Here is a 25,808-nt window from a genome sequence, read left to right as displayed (position 1 = left end):
CCTCATACTGCGACTTTTTATATACAGCAACATACTAAATTATCAGCGATTAAGACGATGGATAATCTACCTGCTGATGGTATTCACAATATTGCCGAAGGGATTCAGCGGAAGGTGTATGCAAAATTTTCCGCAATAACATGATATTTTGCCGCTCTTTATCAAAATCACGCACCGCGTATGCCACCATAGGATCTAACCTTTCCTTACCTTCAAGATAACCATTTATTTGCTGTAAACAAAACAATGATCGGTTCATCCATGTCTGCTGGGCAAATGTGAATTTTGATATTGCGTAACTATTCGTGCTTGTTATCAGCCCTATTAACAGTAAGAAACTCAATCCCTTCACGGTTATTTCCTCCTTGCGATTTGCTAAAGGATAATGACCGCAAAAAAGTGATTGTCAGTAGAGCGTGATAACTTCGTAAGCTTATTGCGTGTTCATTTCCACATCAGGTACTACACCACAAAAGTCGAGGATCTGTTGATGCAGCCAACGCACAGCAGGATCATTCATACTCGGCTGATGCCAAACAAGGCTATATGCTACTTTGCCATAGTTAAATGGTAACGTTTTTTGAATCAGTGCTTTCGATTGCAATGCCGTATTTGCCCAACGGTGGGAACAAGTAAACAATAAATCACTGTTATGGCACATAGTTGCTGCCCCACCAAAGTCAGCCACATTGACAACAACTTTACGTTTTCTATGTTGTTGAGCTAATTGCATTTCAAAAAATGGCACACTCAAGTCGCTATCTAAAATCCCGATATGACCACAATTTAAGTAATCTTCTACCGTTAGCTCTTTATCCACCAACGGATGATCGTGTGCCATCAAACAAATCATTTCATCAGTAAACAGGGTTTGCCATACCAAATTATTTTGCATTAACGGCGGCTGGCTTAAATCATGGGGAAGAATCACAAAATCCAGCATCCCTTTCGTTAAGCCATCAAAACCAATGCTGTCTTTAGACCAAATATCTAATCGTACATTTGGTGCTTGTTTTAAAACATGGGAATGCAAACCGCGAGCAATGAGCTCAAAGGTACTTTCACGCATCGCCAGTGAAAAACTCCCCTCATAGTCTTCAGGCTGAAACGCTTCTTTAGTCATGATCTGGTTCATATCACTGATCATTTGATGCACCGTTGGGCCTAACCGACGTGCTAATGGCGTTGAGATCAACTTATTACCATGACGATAAAATAACTCATCATTTAAGTTATCACGCAATTGACTTAGAGTTTTACTCACCGAAGATGGGCTGACACAGAGTCGCTCTGCACAGGCTGTCACACTTAAAGTATCTAGCATCACATGTAAGGTGATTAAATGTTTCATGCTAATACGGGAAAGCTTAATTAAATCCATGTGCGACCTTTATTAATCAAGTCAAAAAGATGACGGCAGCCTCAGTATGAGATAAAAAAAATGCCAGTCAATCATCGACCAGCATTTTTACTTAATTACTAATAAAATTGTCTATTTTTGTTTTAAAATTCAACAACTCATTCATTTCAAATTAGTAATTAACGAATTCCATTTAAAAACTCAGCACGTGTCGCTGGGTTCTTCTTAAAAATACCACCCAGTGCCGTCGTTGTTGTTACACTGGTTGCATCCATAACACCGCGCGCTTTCACGCAGTAATGCGTTGCATCAATGGTGACAGCAACGTCATCGCTTTCAAGTAAGGTTTGCAACGCAACTAATACTTGCTGTGTTAAACGCTCTTGAACCTGTGGACGCTGCGCAAAGAAGCGAACAATACGGTTGATTTTAGATAGACCGATGATCTTACCACGAGGAATATAAGCAACGGTTGCTTTACCATCTATAGTTACTAAGTGGTGTTCACAAGTACTGGTTAGCGTAATATCTTTAACACGCACCATCTCATCACAGTTCATTTTATTTTCAATAACCGTGATTTTTGGAAAGTTTGCGTAATCTAGGCCAGAAAACACTTCATCAACGTACATTTTCGCAATACGGTGCGGGGTTTCAACCAAGCTATCATCCGTCAGATCTAGTGCGAGTAACGATAAGATCTCACGCATGTGGTATTCAATCTTTTCTTTTTTCTCTTCGCGGCTAACAACCTGTTCAACCATTGGGGTTTCAAGACCACGGGCTGCTAATGCATCACGGACTAGTACTGCAGATTCACTTAATGCTGTCATTCTTTTCCTCCAACTGGCACAGGCTGAAATGCCATAAAACAAGCCTGTTTTCGCTCGCCAGCGCTAAAAACATACGAAGAATACCCCCAAATGGAAATAATTACACCTCCCATTTAATAGGGATTAGTCCAATTGGTCTAATTTTGGCATAATCAATCTCTTACAGCCCTTAGTAAGAAAGGGTAATATAATGAAAGATACTATTTTCTCTGGGCTCTGAAGTATTATTAATATTTCTATCTATGACTATTGATAGTAATCCAGAGCCACTATGATTCAACTATAAAAAGATGGATACCACTATGGGATGCTGCGACGTACCAGGCCTTATGCCCGTTGAAACTGCAATTAATAACATTCTTGAGCAAGTTTCACCTTTAACTAAAACGTCAACGGTTGCATTAGCAGATGCGATGGGATTAGTGCTAGCACAAGATATTCTTTCACCAATTAATGTGCCGCCTTTCGCTAACTCCGCAATGGATGGTTACGCCCTACGTGCTGAAGATTTAGCAAGCACAGATACGCTAGTGTTAGCAGGTAAATCTTTTGCAGGTATTCCATTTGAAGGTGAATGCCAAGCTGGCCAATGTATTCGTATTATGACCGGTGCTGAAATGCCAGCAGGTACTGATACCGTGATTATGCAAGAAGAAACGGCTGTTGATGGCGATAACGTCACGTTTAATATCAAACCAAAAGCGAACGATAACGTACGCCCTATTGGTGACGATGTCAGCCTTGGTGAAACAGTGCTAGTAACAGGTACACGTTTAACTGCTCGTGAAATGCCGCTGTTAGCATCATTGGGTATTGCACACGTTGAAGCATTTCACCGACCAAAAGTGGCGTTCTTCTCAACAGGTGATGAATTACGTCCTGTTGGTGAAACATTAGAAGCAGGTCAGATCTACGACAGCAACCGTTACGGTATTCGTGCGCTATTGGAAAAGTTCGGCTGTGAAGTACTCGATCTTGGCATTATTCCTGATTGCCCTGAAAAACTGCGTGACGCTTTCCTTAAAGGTTCAACAGAAGCTGATGTATTAATCACTTCTGGTGGCGTGAGCGTAGGTGAAGCGGATTACACCAAAGATATTTTAGATCAAGAAGGTCAAATCGGTTTCTGGAAGATTGCGATGAAACCGGGTAAACCTTTTGCGTTTGGTAAAATCAACAACGCATGGTTCTGTGGTCTACCGGGCAACCCTGTCTCTGCAATGCTAACGTTATATCAATTAGTACAGCCAATGTTGGCAAAACTTGCTGGTAACAGCCAATACCAACCACCAGTACGTGTAAAAGCCAAAGCGACTACCCTATTTAAGAAACGTCCGGGTCGTACTGATTTCCAACGTGGTATTTACAGCATTAACGCTGAAGGTCAATTTGAAGTGGCTACTACAGGTAATCAAGGCTCTGGTGCGTTTAGTTCCATGCACCTAGCAAACTGTTTTGTGGTATTAGAGCAAGAACGTGGTCGTGTACAAGCAGGTGAAGATGTGACTATCGAAATCTTCAACCACACGCTGTACTAAGAAGCGGTATTTCAGATGACAACAGATAATACGAATAACGTTGAACTGACTGATGATGAAATGCTGCGTTATAACCGCCAGATCATTTTGCGTCAGTTTGATTTTGACGGCCAAGAAGCGTTAAAAGCCTCATCGATGTTGGTACTTGGTGCTGGCGGCTTAGGTTGTGCTTCAACCCAATATTTAGCAGCCGCTGGTGTAGGTAAATTAACCTTAATTGATGATGACAAGGTTGAGGTTTCAAACCTTCAACGCCAAGTGCTTCATCACGATGCGACCGTTGGCATGTTAAAGGTCGATTCAGCCAAAGCAGCATTATGCCGTATCAACCCTTATATTTCGGTTGATACCATTGCTAAACGCTTATCTGATGAAGAACTGCTGCCACTGATTGAAAGCCACGATATTGTTTTGGATTGTAGCGATAACGTTGATACCCGTAATCAACTTAACCGCCTATGTTTTAAAACCAAAACACCACTGATCTCTGGTGCTGCGATCCGTATGGAAGGTCAAATCAGTGTATATGCGTACCAAGATAACGAGCCTTGTTATCAGTGTTTAAGTGCCCTATTTGGTCAACAAACCTTAAGCTGTGTTGAAGCTGGCATTATGTCACCAGTAGTTGGTATTGTTGGTGCAGTACAAGCGATGGAAGCAATTAAAGTCATAGCTAACATGGGTACACCACTCACAGGCAAACTGTTAATGCTAGATGCGTTATCAATGAGCTGGCGTGAAATGAAGCTAATGAAGCAACCAAGTTGTTCTGTTTGCGCTAACTGATATTTCCCGCTGTATATACGACTAAGTAGTATATACAGCGGTCATTCTTTTTATTCGTCACCACTTACCTACCCGCACTTTACATCCCCAGCCGATCTGATTCACACAACTCAGTCCCAAATTTATATCTCGAGTGTTTTTTTGCTACAACATCCTAATTCAAATAGAAATCAAGGGATGAACATGTTTAGTAAAAAGATCATAGCAGCAACCTTACTTGCGCTGTCATTTAATGTCTCCGCTACCACAGACGACATTCCAGTATCGAAAAAGCTACTGATTGATAAGCTACTCGCGCAAACAGGACAATCAGCCGTTGCTGTTGGTAAGCAATACTCCGATCTGTTTACTCAACAAATGACGGTGATCTTAAAACAATCTAAGCCCGACATTAATCCCAAAGCGTTTGATATTGTAGAGGAAGAGATCAGCACCATCATGGATGAGGAGTTTGTCATTAACGACAGTTTTAGAACCATGATGTACCCAATCTACAGTAAGCATTTTACAGAAGATGAACTGCGAAAAATGATTGAAATTAACGATACAGAATTTGGTAAAAAGTTAATTCGAGTAATGCCACTTATCAATCAAGAAGGCATGTTAGTTGGACAGGAATTTGGTAAGAAACTGGGTCCTAAAATTCAACAACGTATAACCAAACGATTTAAAGAAGAAGGTATTAAGTAATCTTATCAATACCATGTTAGAGCTGTTATTTGGTAAAGAAACGGTCTCGCAAGCTCAATCTAAAATAAAATCTGGCGAAATCTAAATAGCAAAAAGCCGACTGTCACTAAGTGCTCAGTCGGCTTTCTTTTTTATGTTCAGTGAAACGTTATTACATTAACAAGATAATGCTAACGATCGCTGCGCTCATTAGGTTTGCTAGTACACCAGCAGCAACGGCACGGATACCGTATTTCGCAATGAATGGACGGCGCTCAGGAATTAGGCTTCCCATACCACCAATTAGAATTGCTAGTGTCGTGATGTTAGCAAAACCACACAGTGCAAAAGTAACAACAGCTAATGAATGTGGTGATAGCGCATCTTTTACTTTCATCATGTCAATGAAAGCTACAAATTCGTTCATTACAACTTTCTGACCAATCAATGAGCCAGCCGTTACCGCCTCACTCATTGGAATACCCAGCAATAATGCAACAGGTGCAAACAGGTAACCAATTAGCATTTGGAATGTTAAACCTTGAATGCCAAAGAACTCACCGATATCACCTAATAGACCATTAAACAGTGCAATCACACTAATGAATGCAATCAAGGTTGCACCGATAGTCACAGCCATACGTAGACCTGACATCGCACCATCAGCTAACGCTTCTACTACGTTGGTTGCTTTAGGAATCTCAACGCTAGTGATTTCATCAGCAGATAGCTTTTTGTCGCTTGGTGGCATAATGATTTTCGACATCAATAAGCCTGCTGGTGCTGACATAAATGCTGCTGCAATCAGGTAATTCAAATCTACACCTACTGCTGCGTAACCGACCATAGTAGAGCCTGCAACCGAGGCTAAGCCACATGTCATCACAGCAAACAGTTGAGAATCATCCATTGATTTTAGGTACGGTTTGATCACTAGTGGCACTTCTGACATACCAACAAAGATGTTCGCCCCTGCTGATAGTGATTCTGCACGACCTGTACCTAGAATACGTTGTAAGCCGCCACCGAACACATTTACCACTTTCTGCATAATACCTACGTGATACAGCATAGAAATCAGTGCAGAGAAGAAGATGATAATACCTAGTACGTTAACAGCAAATACAAAACCGATACTGCCTGTTGCTAAGCCACCGAATAAAAATGATAAGCCATCTTTACCGTAATCAGTGACATAAGTAACACCGTTACTTACTGCTTGTAGTGCTGACTTACCAGCAGGAATGTAAAGCACGATCAACGCAAATAGCACTTGCAGTGCAAATGCAATGCTAACCATCTTTACAGGGATACGCTTTTTATCTGTTGAAATAAGAAACGCGATAAGAAGTAGAACAAATATACCTAATAGAGCAATCATTGAATGAAATTTTGTTGTTACCCAAAAGAGGGTTGCATTGTATTTACATAAAAAATCCAATCAATATCACCTTGTAGCGCAGTTGTTACAACTTAATCTTACAACCTAAGTAATTTGAGCTAAAAACAAAACACACGCATTAAATATCAATAAGATAGTAATAAATTACCTATAATAATTTCCATATAAAAATAATAATTTGCTTTAAAGCAATAAAATCGCAAAAATACGGATATTAAACGAGCACGCAAGTGCTGCCATTTTAAGCAAAATGACATACGCATTTGCAAAACAATCTATAACTTACGAGGTTTTCACCTATTCCTTTGCCGTATCACCTCTTTATTGCTGATAAGAAAAAGTAAACTGGCTTCAAAACTTGTTTAATTTAGTCCGCTTGTAACTACTGTTCTGTCATTACTATCTTCCATCTCATTTATGTTAGAGTTACGGCAAATATTAAAATAAAAGAAACAACCCAATGAAACGTATTGTCTTATTCAGTCAAAAAAGCTGCTCAAACTGTAAAGATGCTCAACAATATATGGCAAGCAAGGGCTATAACTACCGCTTAGTGGATATAAGTTCCCCAAAAGGAAGAAAGGAATTTAACAGTACAGGCGCACGCTCTGTGCCTGTATTACGTGTGGGTGATCAGGTATTAATTGGCTGGAACATGACTAAGTTTGAAAAAGCATTAAAGTCGAAAGACTAATCTGCTATTTTCCCTCTTGGTTTACCCTTTCTCTATCCGTTTAGATATAAAAAAACCGACAGCGTGTGTCGGTTTTTCTTTAACTCAAGATTATCAAGCTAATATTAGTCGTTGTCGTTTAAGCGGATACCTTCACGCTCAATCACGATCAGACCTTTCTTGTACAAGCCACCAATCGTTTTCTTAAAGGTCGCCTTACTAGTACGGAACACTTGGAAGATCTCGTCTGGGCTAGACTTGTCACTTACAGGAATGAAACCGCCTTTGCGCTCTAGTGACGTTAGGATCTTGTCGGCTAGATCGTCAACACGCTCTTTACCCTTCTTCTGAAGTGATAAGTTGATTTTGCCATCTGGACGAATTTCTTTAATGTAAGCTTTTAGCTCTTTACCGATAAATAGCTTACCGAAAGATTCAGTTTTGAATAATAAGCCCCAGTGCTTACCGTTAACCACTGCCTTGTAACCAAGATCGGTGATTTCAGCGATGATCACTTTAACTTCTTCGCCAACTTTGTAAGTCGCCGGTGTTTTGTCTAGGAAACGGTTGAACTTGGTTGTACCCACGATACGACCCGATGCTTTATCGGTGTAAACGTGAATAACCACTTCTTGGCCTTCTTCTAAACGACGACGTTGTTCACTAAATGGAATAAGCAAATCTTTGCTTAAACCCCAATCCACGAACGCACCAATGTTAGTTACACCAACAACACGCAGTTTAGCGAAATCACCCACTTTTGCGTAAGGTTCATCCGTTGTTGCGATGATTTCATCGTTTGAATCGAAGTAGATAAATACGTTTAGCTTGTCGCCTAACTCAGTACCTGCTGGAACAGAGTTCTTTGGTAATAGGATATTACCGAAGTCTTCACCACCATCAAGAAATACGCCAAAGTCTACTAGCTTGACGACTTCTAGTGTGTTGTATTGTCCAATTCTAATCATGTATCAGGTACTCTCTGCATAGGCAACAACACGTACAAGGTGTTGCTGGTTCAATATCTTTATCAATCAATTTTCTAGCTATGACGATTAATTAACTATATCTAACTAATCAATAAGCTATAATGCACGCATTATGCTTAGATGGCTGCATTATACGTGATGTTGATTCACAACGCCTGACCTATCTGCATTTATTTGACGATTTTTCATGCTATCAATGCTCAGTTGCATCGTTAACAGTAATATTTATTGCACATATATTCTAAAATTAATAAAAACACGCTTTTATACCTAGTAACTGCAAGATCCTGTGGAGGACATCGCTAAAGTGATCACTGTCGATAAAAAAGATGGGCATAAACTCAAAATATCCCATGTTATTCAAGAAACAACCAATCGGCAGCTCGATATGTATATCTTCATCCCAGGTGAACTTGGTTTAAACGCCAATATCATCTCTGAAGAAGAGTTCTATCATAGTGCCATTCAAGGAAAGCGTACTTATTTCAGTGATGTAAACCACCTACCACTAGTTCATAGTCGACTCGCCAGCCGTGGCAAACTATCCATTGAACAGTATCGTTTAAGTTTGAGCTTATATGCTTATCAGTATGCGTTAGCACTTGAGAAAACCACTCAGGATCTGTTGAACCAAAATGGTGATCTTTCGTTTGAAGATATTGAAGAATCAGCCAATATTTCGGTGCGCATTTTAAAGCGTTTACGCCGAAATATTCCAAGTGATAAGAAGCTTCTTAAATACTACGAAAACATTGATAACTACCTATCTTGGTTTACTGAGCAACGTTTTTTACAGCTTGTGGCTCACCTACCTCGTGGTAACGACTACAACGCCATCAAAGCGATGCTATTAGAGATCTGTGAATCAGAATCTCAGCATCGTATAAAGCACAACTATAATTCGGCAAAGGCGATGGAAGATCCCACGCGTATGTCGAACAAGATGCGCTTATTACGTCGCTTGATTGAATACCCTGTCACCATGAGTGAAAAGACCATTGAATTGGGTAAAAGTACACGCAAAATCGTAACCGGTGCAGCAGCGGGTATCGTGATGATTTTCGTGACATTAATGCTGATCAAAGCACGCGGTATGCTAGGTGATATCACCGCATCCTTTATCTTGGTGCTATCACTGATCTACGCTGCTCGTGAAGTGTTTAAAGACGACTTAAAAAGTATGTTATGGCGTTGGCTGCGTAAAGGCAAAGCCCGTTGGCGTAAGCAGTTCTTTGATGCTAACACCAGCCATTTAATTGGTCGCCAATTGGAATGGCTGGAATACATCAGTTACGACAGTTTACCGCCTGATATTCGTAAAACTCGTAAGCACAAGGTGTCTCACCGTGAAGAAACGATTCTTCATTACAAGAGCACAACCCGTATGTCGCCAACCAAGTTTTTAAGTGGTTATGAACAAACTCGTGAGTCTATCATTTTAGATTTACGTAACGTCGCGGCATTAATGGAAAAAGGCTCGCAACGTTTGTATCAACTCAATGATGGTCAAGTCACTAAAGAGTCAGTTGAAAAACGTCATTTAATTAACTTGATCACCAAAGAAACCGACGAAGATAAAACCGTACGTATTCAACGTTGGAAGATTATCATGAGCCGTTCAAAAATCGTTGATATTGAGCCTATTCTGCCACAAGAAAAGAAATCATCATCGAGCAAGAAAGTGATTGTTGATACCCCACCTCCGGCGAAAACCGCATAGCAAAAAGCTCACCGTTATCTTGTTGTAACGGTGAGCTTTTTATTTTACTTATGTAACTGATTTTATGATGATTAAATTAACTTACCTATTCAACTAAATTAAGCAGCACGAACAGAAACAGGTAACTCAGCTCCTTTTTTAGTTAAACCAAACTGCCATACATTCAAATCACGACAACGGAATGCCCCAGCGCAAGATAATAAATAGTAACGCCACATACGATAGAAACGCTCACCATATTTATCCGCTAATTTAGGCCAAGCCGCCTCAAAATTCTCGTTCCACGCCACTAACGTTTTGTCGTAATCAGGACCAATATTTTGTACATCTTCAATGTTGAAATAATCTTCTGCTGATGCACCAATTTGCGCCATTGATGGGATCACACCATTCGGGAAAATGTACTTATCAATCCATGGATCGGTAGCAGATTTTGATTTTGGACTACCAATGGTATGGAGTAGAAAAATACCGTCGTCGGCTAAGAAGCTATAAGCAGCTTTAAAATAATCTTCATAGTTTTCAGGGCCTACATGCTCCATCATACCGATTGATACCACACGATCATAAGGCTGTACTGGATTATATAAACGGTAGTCTTGAAGAATAAAGTTAACCGGTAAGCCTTTTTCATCAGCGCGAGCTTGACCTAATGCGGCTTGCTCTTTTGATAGTGTTAAACCATCACAAATTACACCGTATTTTTCAGCAGCAAACATCATGAAACTGCCCCAGCCACAACCGATATCTAATAATCGCATACCCGGTTGCAAGCCCATTTTACGGCAGACTAAATCTAACTTAGCTTCTTGTGCTGATTTAAGATCATCGCTGTCTTTCCAGTAAGCACAGGTATATGTCATTCGAGGATCAAGCATAGCTTCAAACAAATCATTACCTAAGTCGTAGTGGAAAGGCACATCTTTCGTAACACGCTCAACACTTTGTGGGTTAAACAGATGCTTTAGCTTTGATGCCCCTGCCTTCAAACCCAGCTGAATTTTAGTGGTGGTTGCCAGCTTATCTTCAATACCAGCATGTAAAACACGGGAGATCATTTCATCAATCGCATCACAATCCCACAAACCGTCCATGTAGCTTTCACCAAAGCCTAATGAGCCATCTTTTAATACCCGATCGAAAACAGCTTCATTGTGAATTTGGATATCCCATGGTCGATCACCATTAATTTTCACATCAGCAAAATCTAAAATGTTTTGGAAAATTTGGTCATTTTTCATTTCTAATACCTTGAAAATATTTGTATGACAAATTGCCTTTTTAGATTTTTATTAACAAGATAGAATTTTAAAAAATAATTTTTAGTTAATAGTATCAATAACTAATAGATTAAATATTACTGAATTAAATAGTTACGTTTATTGATTATGATGTTGATGATAATTCTTTTCAATTAACGCTCATCCACGTATATTTAGCGCAATTCTTTCTCATGATTTATTCATTATTGTGTCAAGTCCCCAAAGCATAAAGGAGCATGCAATGCGTCAACCAATGACGTCGTTACTCATCATTGATCCGCAATATGACTTCTATGATGTTCCAGTTAACGAACAATTCACCTTAGGTTCAGAACAACCAGAAAAGACTATCGCCCCTGCTCTGCCTGTCCCTGGCGCATGGAATGATGCTCAAAGACTGGCAAACTTTATCAAAAAACATCAACAGCACATCAATTCGATTGTAGTAACGCTAGATAGTCATAACGAATACGACATTGCTCATGGCATTTATTGGCAGAATCAAGCTGGCGAACACCCAGCACCTTTCACCTTAATTAGCCACCAAGACATTGTTGATGATGTATGGCAACCAACAAAGCCAGAGCTTCGTGATCATGTGCTTGCTTACACCCAATCTCTAGAGCAAGCTGGTAAATACAGCCTTATTATTTGGCCAACCCACTGTGTAATGGGCACAGCTGGACACAATATTGTTGAACCCATTCAGACTGCGATTCAAAGCTGGGAACGACAGACAAATACGCAACATATCAGTATTTCAAAAGGCGAAAACCCACACACTGAGCACTATGGTGGCTGTGAAGCAGAATACCCACTTGCTGATGATAAGAATACCCAGTTTGATCCACAACTAGTTGAGTTGGTTAAACAAAACGATCACGTATTGATTTCAGGACAAGCGTTATCACACTGTGTTGCTAGCACTGTTGAGCAAATGGTTGAGAAGTTAACCCAAGATGAGTTCAGAAAGCTTACGCTGTTAGTTGATACCACCAGCCCTGTTGCTGGTTTCGAGCAGCAAGCAAAAGCATTTATCGAGAAAATGGCACGGTTAGGTGTACACATCACCAAAACAGAAGACGTTGTTTTTAATTAAATGTTTAGCTAAATAAAAATGTCGTTAGTGGTAATTATTTCCACTAACGACATTTTTTTATTTACAGAGTGTTTTCAAACTCTCAGGGTAAGCAAACACATTGATAGTGCCTTTCGATTTAACGTAGATCCATTTACTCGATGGTGCTAACGGGATATACCATTCAGCTTTATCTTTATGAATACTAATCGATGGCAATGTAGTCAATTCTTGAATAAAGGGATCATCCTCTTGGTAAATCGCCTTCAATGGCACTAATTCTCTACGCTCTATTTGTTGATAAAACAGCGCAATATTCTTATCGACTTCTTTTAAGTCACAACCATCATTATCTTTATAATGATACGTGACTTTACCAACATGATCTGACTGGTAAACCACATCAGATTTCACATTACAACCGTAGGTCAGCATCAATAAAAATAATAATGGTGCGCTTGCAGAAAACACTTTCAACATCAGCGCACCTACATTTCGTTATTCAACAACGATGTTATCAATCAATATTGCACTATCATAAATTTCATCACCCTTATCGACTGCCTCAATTTTTAGATTTACACGTTTATTGGCAAGGGCTGAAATATCTAACTGCTCTTTGATCCACTGCGTATTATAAACACCGCCTTTATCAAACGTCACATCTGATTCAATCAGCGCATCTTTATTCTCACACAATTTATTTACACTGGTTTCAAACCTTGAACAGTTATCAGTACCCGACTCACACAAGGTTAAGGTGAATGAGTCGTCATAGCCCGTATTACAAAACTCTAAAAATTCTTCAGAATAGAACTTCCAATCAAAGCTTAAAGTCGTAACGTTTTTATCAATACACGCTGATTGTTCGATACTACCAAGCTCAGTGGTGTAACCTAAGCCTGTTGATACTACACCAACAAATTTACCATCAAGGGGTGTTGTGCCACCAAGGTTGGTAATAATGCGACCATCGCCTTTTTTCGCCCACGCATTTAATTGACCTTGTTCAAAACTCAGGTTTTCGAATGAACCACTCGATAGTTTCAAATCTTCTGCGCCACGCATACGCAGAAATGCTTCATCGTCACTGTTATCACTCTTACCGTGTTTATTCACTGCTGTATCAAAGGCTTGTTTAAGGGTTGAGTCATTATCAAGCATATCTTTAATAATGGCGTTGGTAGTATTTTTAGCATAGCTTGATAACACATAATCATCATAACCAATCACAGCACCTGCGCCTTTAGATAAAAAGACATTAGCTAATGAGTTGTTATAAACAGAGCGACAAGCAGACAGCACCACTAAGCTCTTAGGCATCGTTGTAAGATAATGCTCAAAGAACGAAGGAAGAATAATTAACGAACCACCAGCACCAATCGCTAAACGTTTCATGTAAAGATCGCTTTCATAACCTTCTAAGTTATAAGTGCCATCTTCATTTTTAGGTAAAACAATCCCAGTATATAAACCAGATACCGATAAATACCCTTTTAAGAAATCACTTGGTCCCCACTTTTCATCCCAGATTTTAAATAAACCATTAAAGTAATTATTGCCGTGAGTAGAAAAATGAATATAACCAAAGGTACTGAAATCTTTAAAGCTATCTAGCGATACTCCAACCGTTTCATTATTCACAAACTCACTGTCTGGCGATAATTTACAAGACTGGCTATCTTTAATGGTTTTCCAAACCCCATAGTAATCATCCGTATTAAAGAAGTTATTAAACTCAGATACGTCAGGATTATTGATAAATGGGCTGATGATCACCGCTTTTGAACTTTGAATGCGGTTTGGTTCAGATACAGAGGAATAAGCCGATGGCTGATTGTTGATCACATCATCATAATAGCGAGTTTCAAACGACGCTTTCACCACAGGCGTTGGTGCGATAACACCGCCACGACCTGCTGATTTTGAATCTTCAACCAATGGATTATGTAGTCCTAAAATACCGTCTTCATTTACCCACCAAATGCCACCTTCATAGGTATAACCCGCAGCACCCACATCTTTATGAACGTTGAGTTGCTCAACTACCTCTTTTGCAGAAGCATGAATATCTTTACCTTGCGCAAGTTGGGCATCTAGCCAACTTTCAACGCTGTCTGCAATATCAACTGATTTCGTTACCTGCTCTGAGGTATATTTTTCAGACACCCAAATACAAGCAGGTTCAGATGTATATTCATTACCTTCGCTATCAGACACTTGTGCTTGATAACAGAACTTACCTTCCTTGGTTGGATTAAAAGTAAAAGAGCCTGCATAAATACCATCATCATCAATGCCATCGGCACTTTCATCTAAATTAGTCCCTGCACCGAGCAAGGTGATCTGAGGATCTTTATCATTTGAGGTACCAATCTGAGCATAAACCGTAGCGGCATCTTCATTTAATACAAAAGAACTTTGGCTTAATGTTAACGGCGTAGTGAAGTCCATTGCAGGGTGATAATTGATCGTTGATACAATCTCAACCTGTGCTTCATCCGCTGTTAATGCCATTACCGTGATTTCGTTTTTACCTTCATCTAAATCAAGGGTAGCTGACCACATCTCATCAATTTCAGCATTGGTCGATAAACTAGTTCTCCCGTTTGTTACTAGGATCTGTTTAATTTCATGATCAGATACAACATTACCAGTTAGCGTAACGGTTTTTTGATTAGTGACTTTCTTTGTATCACCTAAGCCAACAAAAGAGAGAGATAAAGATTTTTCGGCAGGTTTAGCATAAACACTAATTGAATCGGATGCGGTTTCACCATCGTTATCGGTTACCGTTACGGTGAAGTTAAACACTTCATCATCTTGAATATCAGGCACAGTAAAAATAGCACTGCTGTTCACTTTCTTTAGTTCAACAGCCGTGTTATCACTTGGCGATTGCTGCCAAACAACATCAACGATGTCACCATTAGGATCCAGATGATATGACGAGATAACCACACTCTTATTTGCATAAGTATATATATCATCTGCCGCTTTAGCTTGAGGCTTCGAGTCTCCACCATCGCCACCACCACAGCCAAACATGGCTAATGAGGTACTCAATAAAAGCATGTTCCTTGTGCTAATCATCATGATCCCTTTCAATATTCAATCGGTATAAATGAACGAGGAATCATATTAGTTAGCAACTTACTATTCTATTGAGCGATAGCGTCACTCGATGCAGTTCATGCTTAACAATGTAAGTCATGTAAGTACTTAACTATAATCGTTGAGCCACTCTATAATATTCCGTAAACCCATCAGATACGATTGCTATGAAATCCCTAGATCAGCTTGTCTTTAATAACACCTATAGCCAACTTCCACGTTTATTTGGCACCTTTGTTACCCCACAACCACTAACGAACCCTTATTTGATCAGCATTAACCCTGATGTCGCTAAACAGTTAGAGCTCGATGTTAATATCCTTAACCATAGCGATTTTATTAATATCTTTAGTGGTAATGACACGCTAGCTGGGTTTGCTCCGATTGCGATGAAATACACAGGGCATCAATTCGGACAATACAACCCAGATTTAGGTGATGGTCGAGGCTTATTATTAGGTGAAGTACAAACCAGCCAAGGAAAAAAGTGGGATTTGCATTTAAAAGGTTCAGGACTGACCCCTTATTCACGCATGGGTGATGGACGTGCGGTGATTCGTTCAAGTATTCGAGAATATTTAGCCAGTGCCGCTATGGCAGGTTTAGGCATCCCTACTACTTATGCCCTTGCCGTGATAGGTAGCGACACCCCTGTTTATCGAGAAAAACAAGAGTTCAGTGCGACTCTTATTCGGGTAGCAGAAAGCCATTTACGTTTTGGACACTTTGAATATCTGTTCTATACCCAGCAACATGAACAACTTACATTACTTGCCGATTATGTGATTCAACATCACTTCCCAGAATTACAACAAGCTGAAAAGCCGTATGCTGCGATGTTTGAGCAGATCTGTAGTAACACCTCAGAGATGATTGCTCATTGGCAAGCGGTTGGATTTGCGCATGGGGTTATGAATACCGACAACATGTCTATTTTAGGCTTAACCTTTGATTACGGGCCTTATGGGTTCTTAGACGACTACAACCCCGGCTTTATTTGTAACCATTCAGATTATTCAGGACGTTACGCTTTTAACCAACAGCCATCAATTGGGTTATGGAACTTATCCGCATTAGGCTATGCCCTAGTACCTATTATTGATAAAGCCGATATAGAAAATGCGTTGGAAATTTATCAACATCAATTACAAATTAGCTATAGCAAGTTAATGCGTAATAAATTAGGGCTGTTTGATAGCCAAGAACAAGATACTGAACTGTTCCAACAGTTATTTGATTTACTGAAACAAAACGGCATGGATTACACCCTATTCTTCCGCACTCTTTCAACGATTGCGCAAGCAGAATTACCTACCTCAGCAGTGCGCTTTTCAAACCTCACCACAAATACAACTGCCGTCGATAAGTGGCTGCAAGCTTATAAAAAGCGGGTTGAAAATATCGATGATAAACAAAGGTTGGCATTAATGCTCAAAAGTAACCCTAAATACATTCTTCGTAATTATTTAGCCCAACTCGCTATTGATAGCGCAGAGCAAGGTGATTTCACATTAGTGGAGAATCTATTAACAATTTTACATGATCCATTTGATGAACATCCTGACTTTGAGGATCTTGCTGATCTACCGCCTAAATGGGGCAAAGAGCTAGAAATTAGTTGTTCGTCTTAATCATTCCATTCTTATTAATTATTTAGTGTTCGCTCTATTAGCTAATTGTGAACACTAAATATTGCTAATACTAATTACTCTCAATATTAAAATAACTAGTGATCTATTTAAGATAAAATGAGATCAATAAAAGCATTTTATTGCAATTACCATATAGATTAATAGTAATTATGGAAGCGATATATCGCTCACCCATTATAACTATTCCATATTATTTATAAGGGAATATGGTTTGACCTCTAAGTAAAATACGAGAGGTTAATATGAAATATCTCAAGACCATACTACTTAGCTCCGCCCTCTTATTACTGGGTTGTAACGGTTCAGATTCCTCTGATGTTAATACCGAACCCACTGATAAAGATGCCCCAGAAAAAACATTCACTTCGGCAGAAGATTTTATTAAAGCAATCGAACAAACCCCAGTTATCGAGGAAGGTCAAACCTATACCTTAGATATCGGTGACGGAGAAACATTTGTTTTAAATAAAGATCTGACCATTAAAGGCAATCTAATTATTAAATGAGGAAATCATTATGTTTAAAACAACGTTAACTTTGGCTATCTCTTCATTAATTACAGTCGCTTCATTTAACCTATCAGCTGCATCATTAGATGTGTATGGTGATATAAAAATAAACGGCAAAACCGTTATTGATAATACGGGGAAGTTTGTTACACAAGATGATGATCTAATTAACTATAAAGCCTATCAACCAACCGAAAAAAAGCTTGTTCAACTAAAACATAAATACGCAACAGACGACTTTATATTTAGTTTTCACTACGATGAAACAGGTCGAGAGTACCAAGAAGACGAATATAAAAATGGTGCATTAAAGTTTTTTATTAAATGGAGCGAAACCAAAGATAATCAAAAAACCACAGAAAGCGAAAACTATTGGGGCGATGTACCAACATCTTATAAAGCGACCGATACCATAGTTCTCAATACATCAAACTCAGCAAAAATTGGACAAGTACTTTCTGATTTTAGTGTCGTAAAAAGAAAATATACTGAACATAGTGATAGTAATCTAACCAATTCAGAAAGTGATATAAAAACAGTCACTTATTTCACATTACTTGCAAAAACAACTTACGATTTTAAAGGTGAGACATTAACTGATTGTGTGATTTATGAATTTGATGCTCCATGGATGGATGATTCTCAAATACGCACCATGTGTAAAGGTTATGGCATCGTTCAAATGGGTGATTATGAGCTGTATAATGTTGAATAACTAATAAAAAATAGCGCCTCCCTTATTGAGAGGCGCTATTTCTTTAAACCAAACAAGTAGCCCAATTAATTACGCAATTCGGCTAAGCCCGTTAGCAAGATCTTCAATAAGATCATCACAATCTTCTAAGCCAATATGAACACGAATAAGCGTACCATCAAAATCAACTTTGCCTGCTGGGCGAATACGGTTTAGCTCTTCAGGCTGGCTTGCCAATATCAGAGACTCATAACCGCCCCATGAATACGCCATACTGAAATGCTCAAAATGATCGAGGAAGCTCGCAACCTCTTCATTCGATAAACGTTTATTCAAGACAAACGAAAACAAGCCACAGCTACCCGCAAAATCACGAACAAAGAATTCATGCCCTTTACAGCTAGGTAATGCAGGGTGATTAACTTGTGCCACTTCTGGGCGTTCAGCTAACCATTGGGCGATTTTAATGCTGCTTTCATGATGCTGTTTTAAACGAACACCCATAGTACGTAAACCACGAGCCGCTACATAAGCAGTATCCGCATCCACCATTTGCCCCATTAAGTATGAACGTTCACGTAGTTGATCCCAACAGCGTTCATTACTTACCGCAGTACCAATCATGGCATCTGAATGACCTACAATGTATTTCGTACCTGCTTGAACAGAAATATCAACACCATGATCGAGTGCTTTAAATAACACCCCTGCCGCCCATGTGTTATCCATGATGATCACAGCATCAGGATTCACCGCGCGTACTGCTTTTACAATCGCAGGAATGTCTTGCACTTCCATCGTGATAGAGCTTGGTGATTCAAGGAAAACCACCTTGGTATTCGGCTGAACCAGTGCCGCAATCCCCTCACCAATCAACGGATCGTAATAAGTGGTGCTGACACCTAAGCCTTTTAGTACCACGTTACAAAAATCTTGAGTAGGCTCATACGCAGCACCTGTCATCAAGACATGATCGCCCGATGCAACAAAGGCTAAAATACTGTTAGATACTGCCGCCGCACCACATGGGTATAAATAACAGCCAGCACCACCTTCGAGTTCGACCATCGCATCTTGAAGCGCAAAGTGAGTTAACGTGCCACGACGACCATAAAACAATTCCCCTTTGGCACGGTTCTTAATGGCGTGTTTTTTATCTGCAACCGTGTCGAAAACCAAGGATGATGCACGTTGAATAACGCTATTGACCGCACCGTGAGTATATTTTTTCTTTCGTCCTGCACTCACTAATGCGGTATCCATTTTCTTACTAGACATAACTTCGTGATCCCTTTACTCGTTTATCTAATCTGACTCTTGTATAACATGAATAACCACAACAAACTAGATGATTATCATAGCCTTGAGTTACCACTGAGCATTAAATAAAGAGAATATTCTCACAAAGAAACAGCTTAGATAAACCAAACCACTTTGTTTAATTCATCCACTTGTTGGAGGACGGCAATGGCTTGGTGAGCATCTTTCTTTGGTGTTTTTCGGGTAGATTTTAAAAAGGCATGTAAGATCACAAGATCGTGATTGTGTTTAATAAACAGCACTCTCGCTGATTCATTTCCACTATCAACACGCAGTTTAAAAATCGCCCCTTTATATTTCCAAATTCTAGCATTGAGCATCTTCAAATGCTTGCAGTGGTACACATCACCGTGAGTTTGATATGAGGTGAATTTATTAAAAATCGCCAAACGTAACTTGTCAGAAACTCCGTCTAAAAAGTCATAAAGAGGCATGGTGAGTGAGCTTTGTTCAACAAGATAGATGTTCATAGTTATACTGCTTTTTTCTTTAATCATATGAAAAACGCCAGTGCGTTCATAATCAGTTTTGTTGAATAGCTGGTTTAATATTTCTATTCCTAATAACAATATTATTAGGGATCTTAAGTAAGCCTTAAGTTACAAACCCGATGATATGGCTATTCAATACCTAAGAAGAGCCAATAATGCGCCAGATTTTTCAAATTAAGATGACCACCTTCATCTTGGTGATGTCAGCCTACTTCACCCTATGTTTTAACTACCCGATCTTGGCTAAAATTTTCGATTTAAGCCAGTCAGTATCTAATGTGTTATTCCCTTACACAGCACCAATTGTATTGATGGCAGCGTTCATCATTATCTTTACTGCACTGTGCTGGCCATATATTTTTAAGCCTGTAATGATTTTCTTAACCATTACCTCATCCATGGCGTTATATGCAGAAGTGAATTACCACACTCTGTTTAACAATGCGGTCATTGAAAGTATTTTTGAAACTAATTCAGATGAAGCATTTTCTTACCTCAATGCCACTTCCATCATGTATGTGATTTTCTTTGGTATCGTGCCAAGCATTTGGATTGCCATGGTAAAAATCAACAAACGAGATTCTTTTGTTAAAGATATCGTTTCTCGTATTGCGTTATTAGGTATCGCTTGCACAGCTATTTTGCTTGTGGGTTTAACCACCTTTAAAACCTATGCGGCAGTTGGTCGAAACAACCACTTCTTAAACCGTATGATCATTCCCGGCCATGTATATGCGAGTGGTAAATACTTATATAAAAAGTTCATCTACAAGCCACTACCGTTTAAACAACAAGGTTTGGATGCCAAGCTAAAACCAACAGAGAATAATAAACCGACCTTATTCGTTATGCTGTTAGGTGAAACCGCACGTACCTATAACTATGCTTATAACGGCTACGATCGTGATACCAATCCGTACACCAAAAATGAAGGCATCATATCGTTTAAAAACGTCGAATCTTGCGGTACTTACACTGCGCTTTCAGTGCCTTGTATGTTCTCTAATTTAACCCGAGCACACTACAACCAAGAGCGTGCGTACTCACAGGATAATGCGGTTGATATTATTCATCGTGCAGGTGCTGAAGTGTTATGGCTTGATAACGATGGCGGCTCTAAAGGCGTGGCTGATCGTGTTAATTATGAGGCGACAGATCCATCACAGCATAACAAGTTCTGTAATGGCACTAGCTGTTACGATGGCGTAATGTTAGATAAAGCCCAAGCCTTCATAAACAAAGACGATAAAAATAAGCTCTTAGTACTGCATTTAATTGGCAGCCATGGCCCAACGTATTTCAAACGCTACCCTGCTGCATTCGACAAATTTAAACCGTCTTGTAACCGTAGTGACATTGAAAACTGTAGCGATAAAGAAATTAAAAACGTGTACGACAACACCATTCTGTACACCGACTACGTAACAGAGCAAATGATCAAAATGCTGAAAGCCAAAAAAGATAAATATAACGTTGCCTTGTTATATATGTCGGATCACGGTGAATCATTAGGCGAGAACGGTTTCTACCTTCATGGAGCCCCTTTCTCAATTGCGCCTAAAGAGCAAAAACACGTACCTTGGCTATTATGGTTACCAAACCAATACGCTCAAGCAAAAGGGATCAACAAAACGTGTTTAGAGAAGAAAGAAAATCAACCAGAGCTATCACAGGATAACCTGTTCCCTAGCCTACTCAGCTTGTACGGTGTGAAATCAAAAGTGATCAATCCTAAGCTAGACATCACGACAAGCTGTCAAGTTGCAGCATAAACACCTGAATTAACAATCGAAATTAATGTATACTTATAATCTCTTATAGGTATACATTTTTTTTGAGCTCTCCATGAAGATATTAATTATCGAAGATTCATCGGCATTACGTCGCAGCTTAGCAGTAGGTTTTAATAATTTAGGTTTTACTACCGATGAAGCTGAAAATGGCGATGAGGGGCTCAGCCTAGCGTTAAATAATCAATACGACATTATTATTTTAGATCTGATGCTACCGGGCGTTGATGGTATGACGATCTTAAATAAACTCCGTCAAACAGGCATTGAAACCCGCATTATTATTCTTTCTGCGAAAACCCACAGCCAAGATCGGATTGATGGCTTACTGCAAGGCGCTGACGACTACGTTACCAAGCCGTTTTCCTTTGACGAACTCCATGCCCGTGTACTGGCGATTTCACGTCGTTGCCAAGCCATTAATATCACCAATACCATTGAAATTGATGGTTTTATCTTAGATCCCAATAAGAAAACCCTGTTCTACGGTAGCCATGATTTAGAGCTAACGCCCAATGAGTTCAAGATTGTCGATTACTTGTTTACTCATCGAGGTCAAATCCTCACTACCAGCATGATAAGCGATAATATTGCGAATAACTTCGATTACATTGCGAAGAATACTATCGAAGTGCATATCTCCACCATGCGAAAAAAAGCCAAGAAAATTGATGCGGTACTGCCGATCAAAAACAAACGTGGTTTTGGTTACTACATCGAGAATTAAACATGACAAAAACACGTTCAATTAAAAACAACCTTATTAACGCCATCAGTGCGGTATTTGGCTTGTTTATTATTATTGTTTTTACCTTTGTTGATTTTAGTGTCGATAATTGGGTACAAGAGCAATTTGAGTTAGAGATCCAAGAGCAAGCAGGGCAATTTAAAACCATCACCAATATCCAAGCCTTTGCTGATGCCATTAGCAGCGATAAAGATTACGCTTATTATCAGATCTGGAAAAATGATGACGTTATTTATCGCTCCAACTCCCTGAGTGATTATCCCAATATCAATTTGCTGCATAAGAAGTTACCACTAAATAGCTATCAAATTGTCGATGTAACCTTACCTAACCGAGAAGTCGGCAAGGCATTCTTATATTCATACTTAGCAAAACCTAAAGATCAAAAGCCAACTCCTATTTATTTAACTATTTATGCATCCACGACAGGGCTTGATAAAGTCACAGGCATTCTTGATATTTTGCTGGTTGGTAGTTTTTTACTTTCCATGATCATTATGCGAGTGGTAGCTAAAACGATTGTTAATAAAGGGCTTGATCCTCTTGAGAACCTAAACAATCAAATCAAAGTCTTTAACGAAGATAAACAACAACGCCAAAGTAAAACATTCAGCTTTAAACAATCAGCATCTTCTTATATTGAAGTGGATTTGATCCGCAACGAGCTTAATAATTTCCTCGAAACCAACCGTAACATGGTCGATAACGAAAAGCGTATCACCTCAGATATCGCCCATGAAATTAAAACCCCTATTGCTGAAATCATCACCCTTACCGAAGTACATCAACGTTTTCCTGATGATGAACGATTAGCAAAAACCTTCACTTCGGACATTCTCCAAATATCGAACCGAATGAAAGTCATTGTAGAGAACCTATTATTACTACAACGCACTTCTCATTCGCTTTCTATTTATAAAGTACCGATTGAAATCACAACCTTATTAAGTACCGTGATTCACGATTTAAACTTTAAATATGACGATATTAAACAGCGTGTAGTTTTAAATAATACACTTCAGCAACCTATTATTGCGGACGAATTTTGTTTAAAAACCATTATCACTAATTTATTAGATAACGCACTTTTTTACAGTGTGCCAAGTACTGCTATTAATATTGCGATTAATGATGATACTCAACATGTAATGTTCACTATCACCAATCAATCCCCTGTTAATTACTCTGAGCACGAAGTGAATAAACTGGTGCAACCGTTATTTCAGCATGACAATTCTCGCTCCAATAACGATCGCTATGGTTTAGGTTTATCTATCGTTGATAACATCTGCAAAATTAACGAATACGAACTATCAATAAACCAATTAGCCAATGGACAGTTTCAAGTGTTAGTGAAAATTCCAAAAAAGAATTGTAGCGAATAAACAAGCTAATATGTTGAAAACAAAAAAGCAGCAATGAGGATTATTCATTGCTGCTTTTTTATTTGATATATCATGCCAATAGGTGGCTTGGGGTTGTCCAACACTTCGGATAGGTGTCGGCTTCGCGACAGTATTTGGTTACGCAAGAGCCCTGATCACTGCTTGAGGGTCTTTAGCTAGCACATTAAGTAGCACTAATGCTGGACCTCTTGGAGTTCTGTCTCCTCGTTCCCAATGACGTAATGTGCCAAGACTGATACCAAAAGTAGATGCAAACTCAGCTTGTGTCATTGCGACATTATTACGTACAGCTTTAACGTCAACAGGGGCAAACTTATGAACAGTAGCCTCTTTAGTTTCACCATCGGCAAATTCTATGGCTTCCATTAGACCTTGCTGGATACTTTCAAATGCATTAGTCATGATTGCCTCCTGTAACTGTCTGCAAGTATTTTTGTTAGTTTACTAAGAACATTACATTCAGCTTTAGATAGGTTTGCTTTCTCATTTTTACCAAATAGAGAAAGCATGAACAGTGGAATTTCTTCACTATGGTAGTAATAAATAACTCTCACACCACCACTTTTACCACCGCCCTCTTTTGCCCACCTTAGCTTACGAACTCCACCTGTACCTTGCATTAGCACACCTGCTTTCGGGTGCTCAGCTAAGTAGCTGATGATTTGTTTGTTCTCGTCTTCAGAAAGGAGTTTCTCAACTCGTTTCTTATATTCGGGTAATTCAACGATTGTATGCATAGTTGAAGTGTAAGCCAATGGATTACTTTTGGCAAATTCAGATTAAAACCCATAACCTCAACTACGGTAAATACACCTTTCCCAAAAGGAGTATTTATCATGAATAAAGCACAGCAACATTGTTCATATTATCTTTATGAACAACACCTTATCCATTTCACCTTGCAAGGTAAACGTCCCGCTACCGTTCAATAATAAGGATAATAACTTTCACGCTTCAGAAATAAAGAGGATTTTATTACAAATCAGAGTGTTAAAGTTATTGGTTCACACCAAGGATAACGCTCGACTGCTTTTTGTCATCACCCTTCATGCTATTTCCAATATTTACTTATATAAGGTGGCTTGGGCTTGTCCAACACTTCGGATAGGTGTCGGCTTCGCGACACATATCCTTATTTGTTAGGTTTGTTACTTTTTAATGCCATCAAATTCATTTGCTATTCTTAGATATCGCTCAACACTTGAACGTACTGTTTTACTTGAATCCTGATTCCAGTGCTCTGATATAAATTGTTCTAGCATGTGTAGTTTGACTAACTCTCGAATAACGTAACCACGTCTTACAGATGAGGAATAACTTTTTTTAGTCCAAGCGTCTGTGTTAAGTTCTTTAATATAATTAATATTTACGCCATGCCTTTGTAGGTATGGATATGCCATTTTCAGTGGTAATTGTGTCGCCAATTTAAATTCCTTTTCTGTAGAAAGTTATGTGCAAGTACAACATAAAGCAATGTACAACTTTTTAAAAAGTTTGAGTTCAGAAGTAATTTGGCAAACCTAACGCCGCATTAAGGTGATGAGATGGTCTCCCTCTACCTCTTCGCATGGTCTTGAGCCATGCTTGATATATTCAATCAATGTGCAGGTAAAGACCATGGCTCAGAATAAAATCATCGGTATCGACTTAGCAAAAAGTATTTTCTTTCTTTTTGAAATCAATCATAAAGGAAAGAATATTAGCCGTAAAAAATTACCTCGAAGTAAGCTTCTAAACTATATTGCTCAACCAGATGAATGCATCCTTTCGATGT

General features: G+C 39.1%; 24 protein-coding genes and 1 pseudogene. 13 read left to right on the top strand and 12 right to left on the bottom strand.

The genetic code is table 11. From position 1 onward, the window contains the following. Nucleotides 1-433: 433 nt before the first annotated feature. Both Q7657_RS15955 and folE read right to left on the bottom strand, forming a co-directional pair. On the bottom strand, nucleotides 434-1,381 hold the full coding sequence (locus Q7657_RS15955) for a LysR family transcriptional regulator (protein WP_107167363.1): 948 nt from the start codon (nucleotides 1,379-1,381) through the stop codon (nucleotides 434-436). 158 nt (nucleotides 1,382-1,539) lie between these two features. Further along, on the bottom strand, nucleotides 1,540-2,193 hold the full coding sequence (gene folE / locus Q7657_RS15950) for a GTP cyclohydrolase I FolE (RefSeq protein ID WP_023932413.1): 654 nt from the start codon (nucleotides 2,191-2,193) through the stop codon (nucleotides 1,540-1,542). Nucleotides 2,194-2,495: 302 nt separating this feature from the next. On the opposite strand from folE, the gene moeA reads away from it, so the two are divergent. From moeA to Q7657_RS15935, 3 genes are all read left to right on the top strand, one after another. Then, complete coding sequence (gene moeA / locus Q7657_RS15945) at nucleotides 2,496-3,731, top strand: molybdopterin molybdotransferase MoeA (protein WP_107167364.1); 1,236 nt, start codon at nucleotides 2,496-2,498, stop codon at nucleotides 3,729-3,731. A gap of 15 nt (nucleotides 3,732-3,746) precedes the next feature. Next, nucleotides 3,747-4,517 carry a molybdopterin-synthase adenylyltransferase MoeB gene (gene moeB, locus Q7657_RS15940; RefSeq protein WP_107167365.1) on the top strand — a complete coding sequence of 257 codons (771 nt, stop codon included), beginning with the start codon at nucleotides 3,747-3,749 and terminating at the stop codon, nucleotides 4,515-4,517. Nucleotides 4,518-4,700: 183 nt separating this feature from the next. Then, complete coding sequence (locus Q7657_RS15935; RefSeq protein WP_053988116.1) at nucleotides 4,701-5,207, top strand: DUF2059 domain-containing protein; 507 nt, start codon at nucleotides 4,701-4,703, stop codon at nucleotides 5,205-5,207. Nucleotides 5,208-5,358: 151 nt separating this feature from the next. Here the strand turns inward: Q7657_RS15935 and Q7657_RS15930 are convergent, their stop codons facing one another. Beyond that, nucleotides 5,359-6,567, bottom strand: a complete 1,209-nt coding sequence (locus Q7657_RS15930; RefSeq protein ID WP_107167384.1) for a NupC/NupG family nucleoside CNT transporter — start codon at nucleotides 6,565-6,567, stop codon at nucleotides 5,359-5,361. A gap of 481 nt (nucleotides 6,568-7,048) precedes the next feature. Here Q7657_RS15930 and Q7657_RS15925 point away from each other — a divergent pair, with 481 nt between their 5' ends. After that, a complete protein-coding gene (locus Q7657_RS15925; RefSeq protein WP_023932420.1) occupies nucleotides 7,049-7,282 on the top strand; it encodes a glutaredoxin family protein in 234 nt (77 codons plus the stop codon). Between the two features lie 104 nt (nucleotides 7,283-7,386). Here Q7657_RS15925 and Q7657_RS15920 read toward each other — a convergent pair whose 3' ends face one another. Continuing rightward, the gene (locus Q7657_RS15920; protein WP_008986961.1) at nucleotides 7,387-8,229 is read right to left on the bottom strand and encodes a CvfB family protein; all 843 of its coding nucleotides are present in this window, start codon (nucleotides 8,227-8,229) and stop codon (nucleotides 7,387-7,389) included. Nucleotides 8,230-8,557: 328 nt separating this feature from the next. Between Q7657_RS15920 and Q7657_RS15915 the strand changes: the two genes are divergently transcribed. Further along, nucleotides 8,558-9,970: a hypothetical protein gene (locus Q7657_RS15915; RefSeq protein ID WP_107167366.1), complete on the top strand. Its 1,413-nt coding sequence runs from the start codon at nucleotides 8,558-8,560 to the stop codon at nucleotides 9,968-9,970. A 98-nt stretch (nucleotides 9,971-10,068) separates the two neighbouring features. Here Q7657_RS15915 and cfa read toward each other — a convergent pair whose 3' ends face one another. Then, nucleotides 10,069-11,211 carry a cyclopropane fatty acyl phospholipid synthase gene (gene cfa, locus Q7657_RS15910; RefSeq protein ID WP_107167367.1) on the bottom strand — a complete coding sequence of 381 codons (1,143 nt, stop codon included), beginning with the start codon at nucleotides 11,209-11,211 and terminating at the stop codon, nucleotides 10,069-10,071. Nucleotides 11,212-11,473: 262 nt separating this feature from the next. Between cfa and Q7657_RS15905 the strand changes: the two genes are divergently transcribed. Continuing rightward, the gene (locus Q7657_RS15905; protein WP_107167368.1) at nucleotides 11,474-12,331 is read left to right on the top strand and encodes a cysteine hydrolase family protein; all 858 of its coding nucleotides are present in this window, start codon (nucleotides 11,474-11,476) and stop codon (nucleotides 12,329-12,331) included. A gap of 57 nt (nucleotides 12,332-12,388) precedes the next feature. Here Q7657_RS15905 and Q7657_RS15900 read toward each other — a convergent pair whose 3' ends face one another. After that, complete coding sequence (locus tag Q7657_RS15900) at nucleotides 12,389-12,790, bottom strand: hypothetical protein (RefSeq protein ID WP_107167369.1); 402 nt, start codon at nucleotides 12,788-12,790, stop codon at nucleotides 12,389-12,391. Nucleotides 12,791-12,808: 18 nt separating this feature from the next. Beyond that, nucleotides 12,809-15,385, bottom strand: a complete 2,577-nt coding sequence (locus Q7657_RS15895; RefSeq protein WP_258178304.1) for a PKD domain-containing protein — start codon at nucleotides 15,383-15,385, stop codon at nucleotides 12,809-12,811. A 206-nt stretch (nucleotides 15,386-15,591) separates the two neighbouring features. Between Q7657_RS15895 and Q7657_RS15890 the strand changes: the two genes are divergently transcribed. The 3 genes from Q7657_RS15890 (at nucleotide 15,592) to Q7657_RS15880 (ending at nucleotide 18,300) form a co-directional block, all read left to right on the top strand. Beyond that, a complete protein-coding gene (locus Q7657_RS15890) occupies nucleotides 15,592-17,055 on the top strand; it encodes a protein adenylyltransferase SelO (RefSeq protein WP_107167371.1) in 1,464 nt (487 codons plus the stop codon). Nucleotides 17,056-17,318: 263 nt separating this feature from the next. After that, nucleotides 17,319-17,582, top strand: a complete 264-nt coding sequence (locus tag Q7657_RS15885; protein WP_053988123.1) for a hypothetical protein — start codon at nucleotides 17,319-17,321, stop codon at nucleotides 17,580-17,582. Between the two features lie 10 nt (nucleotides 17,583-17,592). Further along, complete coding sequence (locus Q7657_RS15880; RefSeq protein WP_107167372.1) at nucleotides 17,593-18,300, top strand: hypothetical protein; 708 nt, start codon at nucleotides 17,593-17,595, stop codon at nucleotides 18,298-18,300. A 69-nt stretch (nucleotides 18,301-18,369) separates the two neighbouring features. Here Q7657_RS15880 and metC read toward each other — a convergent pair whose 3' ends face one another. After that, nucleotides 18,370-19,557: a cystathionine beta-lyase gene (gene metC / locus Q7657_RS15875; RefSeq protein ID WP_107167373.1), complete on the bottom strand. Its 1,188-nt coding sequence runs from the start codon at nucleotides 19,555-19,557 to the stop codon at nucleotides 18,370-18,372. A gap of 137 nt (nucleotides 19,558-19,694) precedes the next feature. Further along, entirely contained in the window at nucleotides 19,695-20,096 is a 402-nt protein-coding gene (locus tag Q7657_RS15870; protein WP_258178302.1) for a type II toxin-antitoxin system RelE/ParE family toxin, read from the bottom strand. A 149-nt stretch (nucleotides 20,097-20,245) separates the two neighbouring features. On the opposite strand from Q7657_RS15870, the gene Q7657_RS15865 reads away from it, so the two are divergent. The 3 genes from Q7657_RS15865 to Q7657_RS15855 all read left to right on the top strand — a co-directional run bounded on the left by Q7657_RS15865 (nucleotide 20,246) and on the right by Q7657_RS15855 (nucleotide 24,013). Further along, on the top strand, nucleotides 20,246-21,862 hold the full coding sequence (locus Q7657_RS15865; RefSeq protein ID WP_107167374.1) for a phosphoethanolamine transferase: 1,617 nt from the start codon (nucleotides 20,246-20,248) through the stop codon (nucleotides 21,860-21,862). A 73-nt stretch (nucleotides 21,863-21,935) separates the two neighbouring features. Then, nucleotides 21,936-22,607, top strand: coding sequence for a response regulator transcription factor (locus tag Q7657_RS15860; protein WP_053988126.1), 672 nt, complete (start codon nucleotides 21,936-21,938; stop codon nucleotides 22,605-22,607). Nucleotides 22,608-22,609: 2 nt separating this feature from the next. After that, the gene (locus tag Q7657_RS15855) at nucleotides 22,610-24,013 is read left to right on the top strand and encodes a sensor histidine kinase (RefSeq protein WP_107167375.1); all 1,404 of its coding nucleotides are present in this window, start codon (nucleotides 22,610-22,612) and stop codon (nucleotides 24,011-24,013) included. 138 nt (nucleotides 24,014-24,151) lie between these two features. Here Q7657_RS15855 and nadS read toward each other — a convergent pair whose 3' ends face one another. From nadS to Q7657_RS15840, 3 genes are all read right to left on the bottom strand, one after another. Next, a complete protein-coding gene (gene nadS / locus Q7657_RS15850) occupies nucleotides 24,152-24,436 on the bottom strand; it encodes a NadS family protein (RefSeq protein WP_107167376.1) in 285 nt (94 codons plus the stop codon). Next, the gene (locus tag Q7657_RS15845) at nucleotides 24,433-24,771 is read right to left on the bottom strand and encodes a type II toxin-antitoxin system RelE/ParE family toxin (RefSeq protein WP_053988129.1); all 339 of its coding nucleotides are present in this window, start codon (nucleotides 24,769-24,771) and stop codon (nucleotides 24,433-24,435) included. Before Q7657_RS15845 ends, nadS begins: the two co-directional genes overlap by 4 nt. 411 nt (nucleotides 24,772-25,182) lie before the next feature. Beyond that, the gene (locus Q7657_RS15840) at nucleotides 25,183-25,458 is read right to left on the bottom strand and encodes a hypothetical protein (protein WP_107167377.1); all 276 of its coding nucleotides are present in this window, start codon (nucleotides 25,456-25,458) and stop codon (nucleotides 25,183-25,185) included. Between the two features lie 193 nt (nucleotides 25,459-25,651). On the opposite strand from Q7657_RS15840, the pseudogene Q7657_RS15835 reads away from it, so the two are divergent. Next, a pseudogene (locus tag Q7657_RS15835) lies at nucleotides 25,652-25,807 on the top strand (IS110 family transposase); the annotation flags it as partial. Nucleotide 25,808: the final 1 nt, after the last annotated feature.

The sequence above is a fragment of the Candidatus Photobacterium acropomis genome (assembly GCF_030685555.1).
Taxonomy (GTDB): domain Bacteria; phylum Pseudomonadota; class Gammaproteobacteria; order Enterobacterales; family Vibrionaceae; genus Photobacterium; species Photobacterium lucens.
The sequence above is the reverse complement of the archived record's forward strand: the minus strand, read 5'-3'. Positions and strand labels throughout refer to the sequence as shown.

What these genes read in the sequence shown, in the direction of transcription:
- Q7657_RS15920 (WP_008986961.1), bottom strand. Translation starts at nt 8,229, where the DNA reads ATGATTAGAATTGGACAATACAACACACTAGAAGTCGTCAAGCTAGTA.
- Q7657_RS15955 (WP_107167363.1), bottom strand. Translation starts at nt 1,381, where the DNA reads ATGGATTTAATTAAGCTTTCCCGTATTAGCATGAAACATTTAATCACC.
- Q7657_RS15870 (WP_258178302.1), bottom strand. Translation starts at nt 20,096, where the DNA reads ATGATTAAAGAAAAAAGCAGTATAACTATGAACATCTATCTTGTTGAA.
- moeB (WP_107167365.1), top strand. Translation starts at nt 3,747, where the DNA reads ATGACAACAGATAATACGAATAACGTTGAACTGACTGATGATGAAATG.
- Q7657_RS15930 (WP_107167384.1), bottom strand. Translation starts at nt 6,567, where the DNA reads ATGATTGCTCTATTAGGTATATTTGTTCTACTTCTTATCGCGTTTCTT.
- Q7657_RS15865 (WP_107167374.1), top strand. Translation starts at nt 20,246, where the DNA reads ATGCGCCAGATTTTTCAAATTAAGATGACCACCTTCATCTTGGTGATG.
- metC (WP_107167373.1), bottom strand. Translation starts at nt 19,557, where the DNA reads ATGTCTAGTAAGAAAATGGATACCGCATTAGTGAGTGCAGGACGAAAG.
- Q7657_RS15895 (WP_258178304.1), bottom strand. Translation starts at nt 15,385, where the DNA reads ATGCTTTTATTGAGTACCTCATTAGCCATGTTTGGCTGTGGTGGTGGC.
- Q7657_RS15925 (WP_023932420.1), top strand. Translation starts at nt 7,049, where the DNA reads ATGAAACGTATTGTCTTATTCAGTCAAAAAAGCTGCTCAAACTGTAAA.
- Q7657_RS15900 (WP_107167369.1), bottom strand. Translation starts at nt 12,790, where the DNA reads ATGTTGAAAGTGTTTTCTGCAAGCGCACCATTATTATTTTTATTGATG.
- cfa (WP_107167367.1), bottom strand. Translation starts at nt 11,211, where the DNA reads ATGAAAAATGACCAAATTTTCCAAAACATTTTAGATTTTGCTGATGTG.
- Q7657_RS15855 (WP_107167375.1), top strand. Translation starts at nt 22,610, where the DNA reads ATGACAAAAACACGTTCAATTAAAAACAACCTTATTAACGCCATCAGT.
- moeA (WP_107167364.1), top strand. Translation starts at nt 2,496, where the DNA reads ATGGGATGCTGCGACGTACCAGGCCTTATGCCCGTTGAAACTGCAATT.
- Q7657_RS15935 (WP_053988116.1), top strand. Translation starts at nt 4,701, where the DNA reads ATGTTTAGTAAAAAGATCATAGCAGCAACCTTACTTGCGCTGTCATTT.
- Q7657_RS15845 (WP_053988129.1), bottom strand. Translation starts at nt 24,771, where the DNA reads ATGCATACAATCGTTGAATTACCCGAATATAAGAAACGAGTTGAGAAA.
- Q7657_RS15890 (WP_107167371.1), top strand. Translation starts at nt 15,592, where the DNA reads ATGAAATCCCTAGATCAGCTTGTCTTTAATAACACCTATAGCCAACTT.
- nadS (WP_107167376.1), bottom strand. Translation starts at nt 24,436, where the DNA reads ATGACTAATGCATTTGAAAGTATCCAGCAAGGTCTAATGGAAGCCATA.
- folE (WP_023932413.1), bottom strand. Translation starts at nt 2,193, where the DNA reads ATGACAGCATTAAGTGAATCTGCAGTACTAGTCCGTGATGCATTAGCA.
- Q7657_RS15905 (WP_107167368.1), top strand. Translation starts at nt 11,474, where the DNA reads ATGCGTCAACCAATGACGTCGTTACTCATCATTGATCCGCAATATGAC.
- Q7657_RS15860 (WP_053988126.1), top strand. Translation starts at nt 21,936, where the DNA reads ATGAAGATATTAATTATCGAAGATTCATCGGCATTACGTCGCAGCTTA.
- Q7657_RS15885 (WP_053988123.1), top strand. Translation starts at nt 17,319, where the DNA reads ATGAAATATCTCAAGACCATACTACTTAGCTCCGCCCTCTTATTACTG.
- Q7657_RS15880 (WP_107167372.1), top strand. Translation starts at nt 17,593, where the DNA reads ATGTTTAAAACAACGTTAACTTTGGCTATCTCTTCATTAATTACAGTC.